Annotated in this window: 13 protein-coding genes; 2 read left to right on the top strand and 11 right to left on the bottom strand. The window is 65.0% G+C overall.

Going from position 1 to position 14,558, the window contains the following annotated elements; genetic code table 11:
* The first annotated feature begins 250 nt into the window (after window positions 1-250).
* Entirely contained in the window at window positions 251-1,273 is a 1,023-nt protein-coding gene (gene rsgA, locus IP92_RS16515; protein ID WP_229418822.1) for a ribosome small subunit-dependent GTPase A, read from the top strand.
* Window positions 1,274-1,440: 167 nt separating this feature from the next.
* Here rsgA and IP92_RS16510 read toward each other — a convergent pair whose 3' ends face one another.
* From IP92_RS16510 to IP92_RS30715, 3 genes are all read right to left on the bottom strand, one after another.
* Complete coding sequence (locus tag IP92_RS16510; RefSeq protein ID WP_145876922.1) at window positions 1,441-1,830, bottom strand: VOC family protein; 390 nt, start codon at window positions 1,828-1,830, stop codon at window positions 1,441-1,443.
* A gap of 93 nt (window positions 1,831-1,923) precedes the next feature.
* The gene (locus IP92_RS16505) at window positions 1,924-2,571 is read right to left on the bottom strand and encodes an outer membrane protein (RefSeq protein ID WP_145876920.1); all 648 of its coding nucleotides are present in this window, start codon (window positions 2,569-2,571) and stop codon (window positions 1,924-1,926) included.
* 19 nt (window positions 2,572-2,590) lie between these two features.
* On the bottom strand, window positions 2,591-6,892 hold the full coding sequence (locus IP92_RS30715; protein ID WP_145876918.1) for a beta strand repeat-containing protein: 4,302 nt from the start codon (window positions 6,890-6,892) through the stop codon (window positions 2,591-2,593).
* 226 nt (window positions 6,893-7,118) lie between these two features.
* Between IP92_RS30715 and IP92_RS16495 the strand changes: the two genes are divergently transcribed.
* Window positions 7,119-7,676, top strand: coding sequence for a hypothetical protein (locus IP92_RS16495; RefSeq protein WP_145876916.1), 558 nt, complete (start codon window positions 7,119-7,121; stop codon window positions 7,674-7,676).
* A gap of 28 nt (window positions 7,677-7,704) precedes the next feature.
* On the opposite strand, the gene IP92_RS16490 is transcribed toward IP92_RS16495, so the two are convergent.
* The 8 genes from IP92_RS16490 to atpE all read right to left on the bottom strand — a co-directional run bounded on the left by IP92_RS16490 (window position 7,705) and on the right by atpE (window position 14,509).
* Complete coding sequence (locus tag IP92_RS16490; RefSeq protein WP_145876914.1) at window positions 7,705-8,628, bottom strand: DUF2268 domain-containing putative Zn-dependent protease; 924 nt, start codon at window positions 8,626-8,628, stop codon at window positions 7,705-7,707.
* Between the two features lie 104 nt (window positions 8,629-8,732).
* Window positions 8,733-9,158 (bottom strand): F0F1 ATP synthase subunit epsilon, encoded by a 426-nt coding sequence (locus tag IP92_RS16485; RefSeq protein ID WP_145876912.1) that lies wholly within the window; start codon window positions 9,156-9,158, stop codon window positions 8,733-8,735.
* A 52-nt stretch (window positions 9,159-9,210) separates the two neighbouring features.
* Window positions 9,211-10,611 (bottom strand): F0F1 ATP synthase subunit beta, encoded by a 1,401-nt coding sequence (gene atpD / locus IP92_RS16480; protein ID WP_145876910.1) that lies wholly within the window; start codon window positions 10,609-10,611, stop codon window positions 9,211-9,213.
* A 32-nt stretch (window positions 10,612-10,643) separates the two neighbouring features.
* Complete coding sequence (gene atpG, locus IP92_RS16475) at window positions 10,644-11,519, bottom strand: F0F1 ATP synthase subunit gamma (protein ID WP_145876907.1); 876 nt, start codon at window positions 11,517-11,519, stop codon at window positions 10,644-10,646.
* A gap of 56 nt (window positions 11,520-11,575) precedes the next feature.
* A complete protein-coding gene (gene atpA, locus IP92_RS16470) occupies window positions 11,576-13,117 on the bottom strand; it encodes a F0F1 ATP synthase subunit alpha (protein ID WP_145876905.1) in 1,542 nt (513 codons plus the stop codon).
* A 64-nt stretch (window positions 13,118-13,181) separates the two neighbouring features.
* Complete coding sequence (locus tag IP92_RS16465; protein ID WP_145876903.1) at window positions 13,182-13,715, bottom strand: F0F1 ATP synthase subunit delta; 534 nt, start codon at window positions 13,713-13,715, stop codon at window positions 13,182-13,184.
* 2 nt (window positions 13,716-13,717) lie between these two features.
* Complete coding sequence (locus tag IP92_RS16460; RefSeq protein WP_145876900.1) at window positions 13,718-14,188, bottom strand: F0F1 ATP synthase subunit B; 471 nt, start codon at window positions 14,186-14,188, stop codon at window positions 13,718-13,720.
* A 39-nt stretch (window positions 14,189-14,227) separates the two neighbouring features.
* A complete protein-coding gene (gene atpE, locus IP92_RS16455; RefSeq protein WP_145876898.1) occupies window positions 14,228-14,509 on the bottom strand; it encodes a F0F1 ATP synthase subunit C in 282 nt (93 codons plus the stop codon).
* Between the last annotated feature and the right edge of the window lie 49 nt (window positions 14,510-14,558).

The raw sequence follows: 14,558 nt of genomic DNA, 5'->3' as shown, positions 1-14,558 counted from the left end.
TCCCAACAACCGATACAGGAGACGACCATGCAGACCACGGATATTGCCCTCCTGTCGGCCGCCTGACGCCCGCGGGCACCTTTCGCTTCCTTTATTCCCGGTGTTCCCCGGCGCGCAAGCGCCGACTTCCCCAGCCTTCGACGCTGCCGCCACGCGGCGGCCTGTGCCCGCACGCGCGGGCGTTACGATCATTGGGAACACCATCATGCAAAACACCGCTTCCGCTTTCGATTCACTGCGGACCATCGGATTGAACAACCCCGCCGCAGCACGCCTGGCGCTGCTGCCCGGCGCCGCCGCGCTCCTACCCATGCGCATCGCTGCGATCCAGGGCGAATGGGTCACCGTGCACGACGGCTTGGCGGCGCGGCAGGCACGCGCCCTGCCCCGGCTGCTGGCTGAACTGGCCGGCGGCGACGACATGCTGGCCGTCGGCGACTGGGTCGCCGTCGACGCGCGTGGCGACGAGATGTGGATCGCACAGCGCGCCGAACCGCTGACGCAGATCGCCCGCCGCGCCAACGACGGCCGCCGCCAGGTCCTGGCCAGCAATATCGACACGGCCTTGCTCGTGATGGGCCTGGACCTCGATTTCAATATCCGCCGGCTCGAGCGCTATATTGCCGTCGTGCGCAGCGCCGATATCGCCCCCGTCGTCGTGCTGACGAAAGCCGATATCGCGGCCGACGTCGCCGCACGGCTGGCCGAGGTCCACAGCCGATTACCGCCCGGCATACCGGTCCTGGCGCTGAACGCATTGATTGCGGATGCCGCTATCGCTTTGGCGCCGTGGCTGCAACCGGGCCAGACTTTATGCCTGCTGGGTGCGTCGGGCACCGGCAAATCCACGTTGACCAATACCCTGGCCGGGGCCGGCCAGGAAACCGGCGGCGTGCGCAGCGGCGATGGCCGGGGAAAACATACGACCACGGTGCGCTCGCTGCACCAATGCGCCGGCGGCGCCTGCATCGTCGATACGCCGGGTTTAAGGACGTGGCGGCCGGACGCGGACGAGAAAACCCTGTCCGCCACGTTCGACGATATCGCGGCACTGGCCGAACATTGCCAGTTTCGTAATTGTCGGCATGAATTGGAACCGGGCTGCGCAGTCCGGCGGGAAATCGATCCGGACCGGCTGGCGAATTACCATAAACTGCTGCGCGATGCCCGGCGCGGCGAGCGCACGCCGCTGGAAAAGATCGCCGAGCGGGCGAAGTGGAAAGTGGTGCATCGCTCCGTGCAGCGGCATATCCGTGACAAGCGTTCGGGGTAAGTAGGCGCCAACTGTCGCGGCATGCCGCGCCAGGTCAAAAAAAAAGGGGCACGGCCAGGCCGTGCCCCACAACGGGCTTCGATCCGCGTGACGGCGGCGCCGCCCCCCTGGTGCGCCCCCGCCTGTGCTAAGCGGCAGTCAGTCCGGAACTGCCGAGGCCATCAGCATCATTTCTCCCGGATCGTCGCCTCGATATTATTACCGTCCAGGTCGAGAATATAAGCGCTGTAGAAATGTCCCCAACCGACGCGCAAGCCCGGTGGTCCATTATCTTCGGCGCCGTGTTCCAACGCGGCGGAATAAAAGGCATCCACCGCCGCCCGGTCCGGTGCGATGAATGCGATGTGCAGCGGCGCGTTGCCGGCTTGATTGCCGGAGCGCCAGTAAGTCGGAATTTCCGATCCCAGCCACAAAAAAGGCTGGCCCCCGTCGGGTGCATAAATGGCCCAATCGATATCGGTCTCGGTGCGGCGAATACCCAGCGGTGCGAGGCATGCGTCATATAACGCCGCGCTGCGAGTGAAATCGTTAACCACGATACCGAGATGATGGATCATCGTCTGCTCCTCGACTTTGAGAACACCGTAACACCGTTGAACGAGCTCCGGCGCACGAAAGCGCCGGCCCCGATAAAACCGGCGCAGCGCTTGTCAGAAGCGGCGGGAATACCCCAGCGATAATGCACCAAAACGGCGCTTGTCATAATCGATCGACGGGCTGGAATTACGTTCCGGTGCCGGCAGGCCGAGCCAGGTATATTGCAGGGAGAAAGCGTATTGCGGTGCCGGACGATATTCGACGCCGGCGCGCAATTGCCACGCGAAACCGCTTTTCGACGCCGGACCGAAGCATGGGCAATCCGTACTGGCCAGGCCCAGCTGCGGCAGCTTGACGCGGCCCCAGCCGATGCCGCCGCCGGCGAACGTGCCAAAGCCGTTGCCAAAGCTGTCGGTACGGTAGGCATTCGCGAACACCGCGTCGTAGTGCCCGCGGCCGTCCACGGCTTCGCTGATCGGCCCCAGCGTGAGCCGCTCGAAGCGCAGGCTGCCCCGCTCGTACTCGAGCTCGTAACGCCCGTGCCCGTCCGCATGGCCCACTTGCACGCCGCCATGCACGCCCCGTTTCAGGTCGGCGCGGCCGTCGAACGGTGTGCCGGCACCGAAATCGACGCGCGCGTCCCAATCCTTCAAGGTATTGGCGCCCGCATGGACGCCCCAATAGCGGGTGGGCTCGGCGCCGGCCGCATGCAGCGCCAGCGTGCCCACGGCCAGCATGGCCATCGATATCCTGTGCTTCATATGCCTCCTGTCTGGTTGCTTAAGCCGTGAAGGCGGTGCCGAACACCGCGTTCAGGTCCGCCGCGGTGGCTGCCGCGCCATGGGCGACACCCACCGTCGTCACCTGCGTGAAGTAATTCTGCTCAACGGCATCGACGAAGCCCGCCGCGCTGCTCGACTGGTACGCGGATGCCAGCTGCCGCACCAGGGCCTGCACGGACGCGTTGTCGTAGTTCGCCACCAGGTAGCCTTCCGCGTCGAAGTGGAACGCGTGTTCCGTGGTGGCCGAGAACTTCGCGCCGCGGTCCGCATACCCTTGCGCCGCCAGGCCCAGCTCGGCCGCTTGCGCCACCGTCAACAGCTGCGTCATGCCATGCGTGTTCTGGTACAGGTGCACGTCCGTGCCGGCACCGCTGCCCGCGGCGGCGGCCGTGAAACCGCCCGCGCCGGCAACAGCACCGTAGCAGGCGTACGGCAATGCCTGGCCAGCCGCCGCATACGTCCAATCCTGCGTAAACGGCTGGTAGTACGCCGTCATCTGCTGGCCGCCCGGTTGCGCATCGAATGCCACGCCCTCGAACGCGTTGCCGGCCACGGCCGCCTTGTGCGCGGCATCGGTGGCGTCCGCCGTGTAATAGCGGTCGCCGTTGGCCAGCAGGATGCTGTACACCTGGGCGTCCGGCCGCGTGTCGAACGCCAGCAGGCCCGGGTCGACGATCGTGCCGTTGACGAGCCCATCTTCGTCTCCCTTGCCGCCGTCCGTCAAGGTGAGCACGATACGATCGGTGCGGCCGTCGCCGTTCACGTCCACCAGGGTGGCGCCGTCGTCCATCGTGGCCAGGTTCTGGTCGTCGAGGAAGCTGAACCACGTGCCCGTCGTCTTGTCGAACTTCATGAAGTCGTTGGCCAGGCCGCCGCCCTGCGCCAGTTCGATGACGACGCGGGTCTGCAGGCCGGCGCGGGCCGTGTCCAGGTCCGGCAGGCTTGCCACGCCGTCTTCCGCCGTGACCGTGAAGTTGAACACGGGCGACACGGCGCGCAATTCCTCCGGCAGCGCGGCCGGCAATGCGGACAGCGACAGGTCCTTCAACTGCGCGCCGGTGGTCAGCTGCACGGTGTCGCCCCCGCCCACCACCGAGCCGGCCAGCAATGCACCGAACGACGACGCCGGCGCCGCCTTGCCGGCCAGGTAGTCCGCCAGCGACAGCAGCGGCATTTGCGCCACCGTGTGCTGCTGCCAGTCCAGCACGCCGTCATGGTTGTAGTCGCCGCCATTGGCCGCCAGCTCGACCGACGGTGCCACGCCGTCGACGTCGGTGACGATCGTGACGTGCACGGGCGCCTCGCCGACGACGTTGCCACCGGCATCGAGCACCTGGGCGGTGAACGTGTAGACGCCGTCGTCCAGCATGCCCGCGCCCACGTTGACCTTGCCCGAGGCGATGTCGGCGGCCGTCACGGCCTGCGTGCCGACGACGTCGCCGGCCGGGGACAGCAGGCGCACGCTGCCGCCCGCCATCAGCAGGCTACCGGCTTTCAAGGTGAACTCCGGCGCGATCACGCTGGTGACGGTATCGGAATTGCTGCTGCCGTTGTCCGAGGCCGGATCCAGGCCCGTTTCCAGCGTGGGCGCAACGGGTGGCACCGGCGGCTGCGGGGTGACGGGCGGCGTCGGCGGCTGCGGTACCACCTGGTCGTTGTCGGCGATGGTGCCGGTTGCGGTCACGCCGCCGACGGCCAGCACGACGCTCTCGGCGCTTTCGACCAGCGTGTCGTCGACCGTGGCGACGGTGACGGTGAACGCGGCGACACCGGCCGGCACCACGACGATGCCGGTGGCCGGATCGCCGTTCTTCCACGCCACGCCGTTGCTGAAACCGAAGGCGCCCAAGTCCTGGGCAGTTGCGGTGCCGGCCACGGCCAGCGCGAACTCGACCGGCGCAACGCCGGCCGCGTCCAGCGCCACCGTGTACAACAGCGTGCCCCCCTCGGTCACCGTAGTGACGCCGCTGTTCGGCTGTTGGGCGTCCGCCGCCTTGACGCTGGCGACCGCCGGCACGTCGTTGTCCGTGATCGTGCCGGTGGCGGCGATGCCGCCGACGGTCAGCACGAGCGTTTCAGCCACTTCGATGGCCGCGTCGTCGTTGGTGGCGACGGTGATCCTGAAACCGGTGATCCCGCCCGGCACCACGACGATGCCCGTGTTCGGATCGCCATTCTTCCATGCGACGCCGTCCGAGAACGTCAATGCGCCCAGGTCGGCCGCGGACGCCGTGCCCGTCGCGGCCAGCGCGAACTCGGTGGCGGCCACGCCGGCCATGCTGAGGCTGACCGTGTAACGCAGCGCGCCCCCCTCGACGACGGCGTTGTCCTGCGGTTGCGCGCCCGGATGGGCGTCGTCCTCGGCGACGACGGCCGCGATGCTCCGGCTGTCGTTGTCGGCCACCGTGCCCGTCGCGGCCACGCCGCCCACCGTCACCACGGCGCTTTCCGCCGTCTCGATGAGCTGGTCGTCTTGCGTCGGCAGCGTGATCGTGAAGCCCGTCACACCGGCCGGCACGACGACGATGCCGGTGCCCGGATCGCTGTTCTTCCACGCGACGCCGTCGGAGAACGCCAGCGTTCCCACATCGCCCGCATCGACGGTACCGCCGACGGTGAGTGTGTACTCCACCGGTACGGGGCTCGGGCCGTTCAGCGCGACCGTGTACAGCAGCGCCGCGCCTTCGACCACGGCACTGTCGACCGGCAGCGCACCGGCGTGGGCGGCATCCTCGGCGATGACGGAGACGACGGCCTGGCTGTCGTTGTCCGTGATCGTGCCGGTGGCGGCCACGCCGCCCACCGTCAGCACGGCCGTCTCGGTGCTTTCGATCGCCGTGTCGTCCGCCGTCGTCAACGTCGCGCGGAACGACGTGACGCCGGCCGGCACGACGACGATGCCCGTGTTCGCATCGCCGTTCTTCCAGACGACACCGTTGCTGAACGCCAGCGTCGCCAGGTCCGCCCCGCCGGCCGTGCCGGACAGCGCCACCGCGTACTCGGTGGGCACCGGACTGGCGCCGTTCAGCGTGACGGTGTACAGCAGCGCGCCGCCTTCGACGACGCTGTCGTCCGCGGGCACCATGCCCGTGTGGGCCGCGTCCTCGGCCGTCACGGCCGTGACAGCCTGGCTGTCGTTATCGGCGATCGTGCCCGTCGCGGCGACGCCGCCGACGGTCAGCACGGCCGTTTCCGTCGTTTCGATGGTCGTGTCGTCGACGGTCGGCAGCGTCACCTTGAAGCTGCCCACGCCGTTCGGCACGACGACGATGCCCGTTGCCGGATTGCCGTTCTTCCACGCGACGCCGTCGGAGAACGTCAGCGTGCCCAGGTCGGCGGGCGCGGCGCTGCCGGTCACGGTAAGTGCGTACTCTCCTCCGGTGCCGCTCAGCACCACGGTGTACAGGAACGTGCCGCCTTCGTCCACCGCGCTGTCCGTCGGATTCGCGCCGGTGTGCACGCTGTCCTCGGCCACCACGGTGGCCACGCTGGCCGGGACTTCGTTGTCGTTGATCGTCAGCACGCCGGTGTTGTCCGTGATCGCCGCGTACGTACTGTCGGACAGCACGATGTTCGCGGTGCGCGTGCCGTCGAGGACCGCATTGTCGAGGATGGACACGGTGATCGTCTTGCTGGTCTGGCCCGGCGCGAACGTCAATGTGCCGCTGGTCGCGTTGTAGTCGCTGTTGGCGACGGCGGTGCCGTCCGCGGTCGCGTACTTGACGGTGACGGTGTCCGTGCTGGTCTTGCTCAGTGTGACCGTGAACGTGGCGGTGCCGGCCGTTTCGTTGACGACCGCGTCACCCACGCGCAGCTGCGGTTGCGCCGCCAGGTACGCGTTCAGGTCCGTGAACAGGCCCGTGGTCGCCGCATTGCCGGTGACGGAGCCGCCGCTGATCGTCAGGTTGCGGCCGTTGAACGTCAGGCCGATGAACGAGTGCGGGTCGGAGTTCGCCTCGGTCCACGGGTCGATGTAGTACGGGCCGTTACTCGTCGTTGCCAGCGTGTGGCCGGCGCCGGTCGAATAAAACACCATCGTGCTGACGTTGCCGCTGGGCGCGCGCCAGTTGACGACACCGTCGATGCGGTGCTGCACGCCGGCCGCATCCGTGATCAGGATCGTGCCCGAATAGTCGTTGCCCTGCGAACCGCCGAACAGGCCGTTGTCGGTGGATTGCTGGAACTGGACGTTGCGCCAGCCGAGGTTGGTCAGGTAATACGCCTGGTCGGCTTCGGTGGTGCGTGCGGCATTGCCGACGAAACCGTTGGCAAACGAGACGGATACGGTAGTGGTCGCCATGGCGGTCCCCTGTAGGAAAGAACTGCAAGGCGGGGACGGGGCGCTGGGAATGTTGGTGCGGCAGGAGTGGGGCCGCGGATGCTAGGATACCCGGGCCGGCATGCGCGATGAAAGCGTTCCGTTGCGACTTGTCGTTTCCTGGCTACAATAACCGTGGTTCGATGACGCTGTTGCAAGGAAGCGTGCTCGGTTACACTGTCGGCTCGTCCCCCCGATGAAACATCCCATGCGCCGACCCGCGTTGTTCACCCTCCCCTTGCTGCTCACGCTGTCCGCCTGCGGCGACGACTACCGCCCCGAGCAGCTGTACATGGCCACCAGCCCCACGTGCGCCGAGTGGGTCGAGGCATCGCGCTTCGAGCTGCCGGAAGGCGTGTCCGTCACGGCGACCAGCCCCGTCACGCTGCAGGAAGGCGGCGCGGAATTCGGCGTCATCTACATCGTGCCGCGCGGCGGCAAGGTGCAGTTCACGACGCGCTCCTTCAACGTCACGCAGCCGCAAGGACCCGTTATTGCGAAGGCCGAAGTGCTGAGCTTTTACCAGCGCGGCACGAACAGCCGCGCGGAGATGGTCGAGGTCATCAAGGAGGTGCCGGGTCTGCTGATCCCTGTCGCCACCGCCGACGACACGCAATGGCGCGTCCGCCTGGCCGTCAAGAACGGCCTGCCGCAGCGCTTCGACATGACGCCGCCGGCCGTGATCATCGACGGCGAACGCTACCCGGTGCGCACGTTCACGTACCGCTGGTTCACGGAGCGGAAGGCGTACGGCCTGTGCCGTTGACCTGACCCGGTTACAGCGGCACGGCGGCTCACCGCGCCGCGGCGGCCAGCTTGTGTACCGTACGTGTCACCAGTTCGCGCGCCGCCGCGCAGTCCAGGCGTGCCAGCGTGTCCAGGTCGTGCGTCCGGCCGGCGTCCTCGGCCACCAGATAGCCGAGGTAATAACCGCGCCGCGCCGGCAGCGCCTTGTCCTTGCTCGACATCTGGAACAGGCTGGCGTACACGTCGGCGTCCGCACTGTCCAGCACCTGCTCGAGCTGGGCCCAGGCCGCCGGCAGCTGTGCCTGCGTACGTGCCACCGTACCGGCGGGGAAGTCGAGCAACAATTCCTTCTCGTTGGCCGCCGGGTGCATCCGCTGCGAGACATACGTCGCCAGGCCCTCGGTCCACAGGCCCGACCACACCGGCTGCGGCTCGCTGCACGCCGCCAGGCGTGGCTCGTGGTAGGTGTGGAACAGCTCGTGGTGGAAGAACGCGCCTTCGTCGCCATCGCCATGGTATTTCGCCATGCCGTCCGCGCCGAAGATCAGGTATTGGCGCCCGGCCAGCGTGCGGGTGCCGCCATCCATTTCGCCCAGGCTATTGACGAACCACACGCTGCCGGGCAGGCGGTAATCGGGAAAGCGCTGCTGGAACTCTTGCACGTAGCGGGGCAGTTGCGTACCGAACTCGCGCGCTTTCTTCAGGTACGCCGGCCGCAGCGTCGGATAGACGCGAATGGCGGCCGCGATGCGCGCATCCTGCTCGGCGCTCGTCCAGGCGCCCCGCTCATCGCCATAGAATTCGGCGAACTGCGCGCCCACTGTGCGCCGAAACGCCTTGACGCGTTCCGCGCTCGGCTGGCCTTCGGTGCTGCGGTAAAACTCGTCGAACGCGAGCGTCAGGTCGCGCACCGGCGCGGCGTTGGTCGTCCATGCGCAGCAAGCCAGCAGGACGGAAAGCATCAGGCGCATAAAGTATTTCCACAATTCGGGGTCAGACCGCAATATTAGGAAATATATACGTCCAGGAAAGAAAAAAGGCAGCCGAAGCTGCCTATTTTTGTGCCGCGTGCGGATCAGTGCTTCGCCTGGCGCAGCTTGGCGATCGCCGCCAGCTGGCCGATGGCCGCTGCCAGTTCCGCCTGGGCTTTCGCGTAGTCGATGCCCGTCTTGTTGTTGGCCAGGTTTTCTTCCGCCAGTTTCTTGGAGGCGAGCGCCTTGGCTTCGTCCAGGTCGTGGCCACGGATCGCGGTGTCGGCGAGGACCGTCACGGCGTTCGGCTGCACTTCCAGCAGGCCGCCGGCGACGAAGACGAACTCCTCTTCGGCCTTGCCCGGCACCTGGATGCGTACCGCGCCCGGACGGATACGGGTGATCAGCGGCGTGTGCTTCGGGTAGATACCCAGCTCGCCCTGCTCGCCCGGCAACGCGACGAACGTGGCTTCGCCGGAGAAGATCTGCTCTTCTGCCGACACCACATCGACGTGAATAGTGTTTGCCATTTTCAATCCTAAGGTTGCACAGCGCCGCCCTCGCAGGCGGCGCTATGTTCGATTAGCCCAGCTTCTTGGCTTTTTCGATGGCTTCTTCGATCGTGCCGACCATGTAGAACGCCTGCTCCGGCAGGTGGTCCAGTTCGCCGGACGCGATCATCTTGAAGCCCTTGATCGTGTCTTTCAGCGAAACGTACTTGCCCGGTGCGCCCGTGAACACTTCAGCGACGTGGAACGGCTGGGACAGGAAACGCTGCATCTTACGTGCGCGTGCGACGACCAGCTTGTCTTCCGGTGCCAGTTCGTCCATGCCCAGAATCGCGATGATGTCGCGCAGTTCCTTGTAGCGCTGCAGCGTGCCCTGTACCGCGCGGGCCGTTTCGTAGTGCTCCTGGCCGACGACCAGCGGGTCCAGCTGGCGCGAGGTCGAGTCCAGCGGGTCCACTGCCGGGTAGATACCCAGCGCGGCGATGTCACGCGACAGAACGACGGTCGAATCCAGGTGACCGAACGTGGTCGCAGGCGACGGGTCGGTCAAGTCATCCGCAGGGACGTACACGGCCTGGATCGACGTGATCGAGCCGGTCTTGGTCGACGTGATGCGTTCCTGCAGGCGGCCCATTTCTTCGGCCAGCGTCGGCTGGTAGCCCACGGCGGAAGGCATACGGCCCAGCAGTGCGGACACTTCGGTACCGGCCAGCGTGTAACGGTAGATGTTGTCGACGAAGAACAGAACGTCACGGCCTTCGTCACGGAACGATTCGGCGATCGTCAGGCCGGTCAGCGCGACGCGCAGACGGTTGCCCGGCGGTTCGTTCATCTGGCCGTACACCATGGCCACTTTGGAGTTGCCCAGGTTGTCCAGGTCGACGACCTTCGCATCGGCCATCTCGTGGTAGAAGTCGTTACCTTCACGGGTACGCTCACCCACGCCGGCGAACACGGACAGACCCGAGTGCGCCTTGGCGATGTTGTTGATCAGTTCCATCATGTTGACGGTCTTGCCCACACCTGCACCGCCGAACAGACCGACCTTACCGCCCTTCGCGAACGGGCAGACCAGATCGATCACCTTGATGCCGGTTTCCAGCAGTTCCTGCGACGGCGACAGCTCGTCGTATTCCGGCGCTGCACGGTGGATCGAGGCGGTGCGGTCCAGCGAAACCGGACCACGCTCGTCGATCGGGTTGCCCAGCACGTCCATGATACGGCCCAGGGTCGCAGGACCCACCGGCACCATGATCGGCTTGCCCGTGTTCTGGATGATCATGCCGCGGCGCAGGCCGTCGGACGAGCCCAGCGCGATGGTGCGGACCACGCCGTCGCCCAGCTGCTGTTGAACTTCCAGGGTCAGCGCGGAGCCTTCCATTTTCAGCGCGTCAAAAACCTTAGGCATCGCGTCGCGCGGGAACTCCACGTCCACCACAGCGCCGATACACTGAACGATTTTGCCATCAGCCATTTTCGTTCCTTCAAATATAGTTAAATTCGTGTTTAAACCGCTGCCGCACCGGCCACGATTTCAGAGAGTTCTTTGGTAATTGCTGCCTGGCGGGTCTTGTTGTACACCAGCTTCAGTTCGCCGATCACGTTACCGGCGTTGTCGCTGGCGGCCTTCATCGCCACCATCCGCGCCGACTGTTCGGACGCGAGGTTTTCCGCCACGGACTGGTACACCAGGGCTTCCACGTAACGTTCCAGCAGTTCGTCGATGACGGTGCCGGCATCCGGTTCGTAGATGTAATCCCACTGGTGACCGCCATGGTCCGCCTGACGCTTTTCAGCGGTCAGCGGCAGCAGCTGCTCCACCATCGGTTCCTGGCGCATCGTGTTGATGAACTTCGTGTAGCACAGGTAGACGGCGTCCAGCTTACCTTCCTGGAACTTCTCCAGCATGACTTTCACGGGGCCGATCAGCTTTTCCAGGTGCGGGGTATCGCCGATCTGCGTTGCCTGCGCCACCACGGGCACACCGACGCGGTTCAGGAAGCCCAAACCCTTGTTACCGATCGCAACGGCTTCGATCTTGTTGCCGGCCGCTTCCAGTTCCCGCGTCTTGATCGTCACCGCGCGCAGCACGTTCGTGTTCAGGCCGCCGCACAGACCCTTGTCGGTCGTGACGACGATGAAACCGATCGCTTTTGCCTGCGTGCCCTGGGCATCGGCCAGGAACGGGTGCGTGTACTCGGGATTGGCGCCAGCCAGGTTCGCGGCGATATTACGAATCTTGTCCGCGTAGGGACGGGCGGCGCGCATGCGATCCTGCGCCTTGCGCATTTTCGATGCGGCGACCATTTCCATCGCCTTCGTGATCTTCTTCGTATTCTCTACGCTCTTGATCTTGCCACGTATCTCTTTGCCTACTGCCATGAGTCCTTACTCCTTCTGCGCGAATGGCGGTTCACCTGGGTGAACCGCCGTGCTGCTTAATATGCGCCGGATTTCTTGAAATCAGCGATGGCAGCGGACAGCGTTGCTTCGCTGTCTTTGTCCAGTTGCTTGGTTTCTTCGATCTTCGACAGCAGGGCAGCGTGCTTGGTCTTCAGGAAGCCGTGCAGGCCTGCTTCGAAGGACAGCACCTGCTTGACAGGCACGTCGTCCAGGAAGCCCTTGTTGACGGCGAACAGCGACGCACCCATCAGCGAGATCGACAGCGGCGAGTATTGCTGCTGCTTCAGCAGTTCCGTCACGCGGGCACCGCGGTCCAGCTGCTTGCGGGTCGATTCGTCCAGGTCCGATGCGAACTGCGCGAACGCAGCCAGTTCACGGTACTGCGCCAGGTCGGTACGGATACCGCCGGACAGGCCCTTGATGACCTTCGTCTGCGCGGCGCCACCGACGCGGGACACCGAGATACCGGCGTTGATCGCAGGACGGATACCGGCGTTGAACAGCGACGTTTCCAGGAAGATCTGGCCGTCGGTAATCGAGATCACGTTGGTCGGCACGAATGCGGACACGTCGCCAGCTTGCGTTTCGATGATCGGCAGTGCCGTCAGCGAACCGGTCTTGCCTTTGACGGCGCCGTTCGTGAACGCTTCGACGTAGTCGGCGTTGACGCGTGCGGCACGCTCCAGCAGACGCGAGTGCAGGTAGAACACGTCGCCCGGGTACGCTTCGCGGCCCGGCGGACGGCGCAGCAGCAGGGAGATCTGGCGGTACGCAACAGCTTGCTTGGACAGGTCGTCGTACACGATCAGCGCGTCTTCGCCGCGGTCGCGGAAGTATTCGCCCATCGCGCAGCCCGAGTAGGCCGAGATGTACTGCATCGCGGCGGATTCGGACGCGGAAGCGGCCACGACGATCGTGTATTCCATCGCGCCGTGCTGTTCCAGCGAGCGGACGATGTTCTTGATCGTGGAAGCCTTCTGGCCGATGGCGACGTAGATACACGTCATGCCCTGGCCCTTCTGGTTGATGATCGCGTCGACGGCGACGGCGGATTTACCGGTCTGGCGGTCGCCGATGATCAGCTCACGCTGGCCACGGCCGATCGGCACCATCGCGTCGATCGACTTCAGGCCGGTCTGCATCGGCTGGCCGACGGATTCACGGGCGATCACGCCCGGAGCGATCTTTTCGATCGGCGAGGTCAGCTTCGCATCGACCGGGCCTTTGCCGTCGATCGGCTGGCCCAGCGCGTTGACGACGCGGCCTTTCAGTTCCGGACCGACCGGCACTTCCAGGATGCGGCCGGTGCACTTGACCGTGTCGCCTTCCGAGATGTGCTCGTAGGCACCCAGGATGACGGCGCCGACGGAGTCGCGCTCCAGGTTCATCGCGAGGCCGAACGTATTGCCCGGGAACTCCAGCATCTCGCCTTGCATCACTTCGGACAGACCGTGGATGCGGCAGATACCGTCGGCAACCGAGATGACGGTGCCTTGATTGCGCACTTCAGCGCCGCCATCAATGCCTTGGATCCGGCTCTTGATCAGCTCGCTGATTTCAGATGGGTTGAGTTGCATGGTAACTCCTAATTGTGTTCTCTCAGCTTGCGCGAGGGTATGGGGGCCTGCCGCAGCCGGTGGATTACGACGTCAGCGCAACACGCATCTGTTGCAGCTTGGCGCGGACCGAAGTGTCCAGCACTTCGTCACCGACCACCACGCGCACGCCGCCGATCAGCTCCGGATCGACGGTGACATGCGGGTTCAGCTTGCGGCCGAATTTCTTTTCCAGCGTCGCGACCAGGGCGGCGGCTTGCGTGCCGTCCATGTCGAATGCGCTCGTGATTTCGGCATCCGCCGCACCTTCCACGCTGTTCTTCAGCGCGTGGAACTGGGCGCCGATTTCCGGCAGCAATTCGATGCGGCCGTTTTCGATCAGCATCGAGAGGAAGTTGTTCGCTTCCGCATTGAGCGGCGACTTCAGCAGGGAGGTGACGGTCGCCAGCACATCGCTGTCCGACACCTTCGGGTTGCGGGCGTATGCCAGCACCTCTTCATGCGAACCGATCTGGGCCAGTTCGGACACCAGATCGGACCACTGCGCGAGGTTGCCAGCCTGGGCTACGCGGAAGAGGGCTTCCGCGTAAGGACGAGCGACGGTTGCGAGTTCAGCCATGATTACAGCTCGGTCGCAAGGCGGTTCAGCAGGTCGGCGTGGGCCGACGCGTTGACTTCGCGCTTCAGGATCTGCTCGGCGCCCTTGACGGCCAGGTCGGCGACCTGGGCACGCAGTTGTTCGCGCGCCTGGGTGACTTGCTGGTCGGCTTCGGCCTTGGCTTGCGCAATGATGCGGTCCGCTTCGGCTTTGGCATTGGCCTTGATTTCTTCTGCGATCAGTTGCGCGCGCTTTTCGGCGTCCGCGACGCGCTGGGCGGCTTCGTCACGGGCGGAGGTCAGGGCTTCGACAGCCTTCTTTTCAGCGGCTGCCATCGCAGCCTGACCCTGGTCGGCAGCAGCCAGACCGTCCGCAATACGCTTGGCACGCTCATCCAGCGCGTTGTTCAGCGCCGGGAATACGAATTTCATCGAGAACCAGACGAGCACCGCGAAGGTGATCATCTGACCGATGAGAGACATATTGATGTTCATACCTTGCTCCTAAAAAGTTTCCCCGGTTGGAGCGTGAAATTACTGAGCAGCAGCGGCGAGAACGGCGTTCAGGAACGGGTTGTTGAACGTGAACAGCAGCGAAACACCGACGCCGATCATCGAGATCGCGTCCAGCAGACCAGCGATAACGAACAGCTTGGTTTGCAGTTGCGGCATCAGTTCAGGCTGACGTGCCGATGCTTCCAGGAACTTACCACCCAGGATTGCGAAGCCCAATGCGGTGCCGATTGCGGCCAGGCCAATGATGATAGCCACTGCCAGAACGGTCATGCTTTGTACTTGTGCGATCAGAGCTTGCATTTAGATTTCTCCTAAGATTTAAAAAAACTACAGATACCAAAAAATGGAA

It is taken from the genome of Pseudoduganella flava, from assembly GCF_007830495.1.
Lineage (GTDB): Bacteria > Pseudomonadota > Gammaproteobacteria > Burkholderiales > Burkholderiaceae_D > Rugamonas > Rugamonas flava.
This window is presented reverse-complemented; position numbering and strand designations above follow the sequence as displayed.

Excerpts from the sequence above, each read along its gene's own strand:
- IP92_RS16510 (WP_145876922.1), bottom strand. The coding sequence starts at position 1,830 with ATGATCCATCATCTCGGTATCGTGGTTAACGATTTCACTCGCAGCGCG.
- IP92_RS16505 (WP_145876920.1), bottom strand. The coding sequence starts at position 2,571 with ATGAAGCACAGGATATCGATGGCCATGCTGGCCGTGGGCACGCTGGCG.
- IP92_RS30715 (WP_145876918.1), bottom strand. The coding sequence starts at position 6,892 with ATGGCGACCACTACCGTATCCGTCTCGTTTGCCAACGGTTTCGTCGGC.
- IP92_RS16495 (WP_145876916.1), top strand. The coding sequence starts at position 7,119 with ATGCGCCGACCCGCGTTGTTCACCCTCCCCTTGCTGCTCACGCTGTCC.
- IP92_RS16490 (WP_145876914.1), bottom strand. The coding sequence starts at position 8,628 with ATGCGCCTGATGCTTTCCGTCCTGCTGGCTTGCTGCGCATGGACGACC.
- IP92_RS16485 (WP_145876912.1), bottom strand. The coding sequence starts at position 9,158 with ATGGCAAACACTATTCACGTCGATGTGGTGTCGGCAGAAGAGCAGATC.
- atpD (WP_145876910.1), bottom strand. The coding sequence starts at position 10,611 with ATGGCTGATGGCAAAATCGTTCAGTGTATCGGCGCTGTGGTGGACGTG.
- atpG (WP_145876907.1), bottom strand. The coding sequence starts at position 11,519 with ATGGCAGTAGGCAAAGAGATACGTGGCAAGATCAAGAGCGTAGAGAAT.
- atpA (WP_145876905.1), bottom strand. The coding sequence starts at position 13,117 with ATGCAACTCAACCCATCTGAAATCAGCGAGCTGATCAAGAGCCGGATC.
- IP92_RS16465 (WP_145876903.1), bottom strand. The coding sequence starts at position 13,715 with ATGGCTGAACTCGCAACCGTCGCTCGTCCTTACGCGGAAGCCCTCTTC.
- IP92_RS16460 (WP_145876900.1), bottom strand. The coding sequence starts at position 14,188 with ATGAACATCAATATGTCTCTCATCGGTCAGATGATCACCTTCGCGGTG.
- atpE (WP_145876898.1), bottom strand. The coding sequence starts at position 14,509 with ATGCAAGCTCTGATCGCACAAGTACAAAGCATGACCGTTCTGGCAGTG.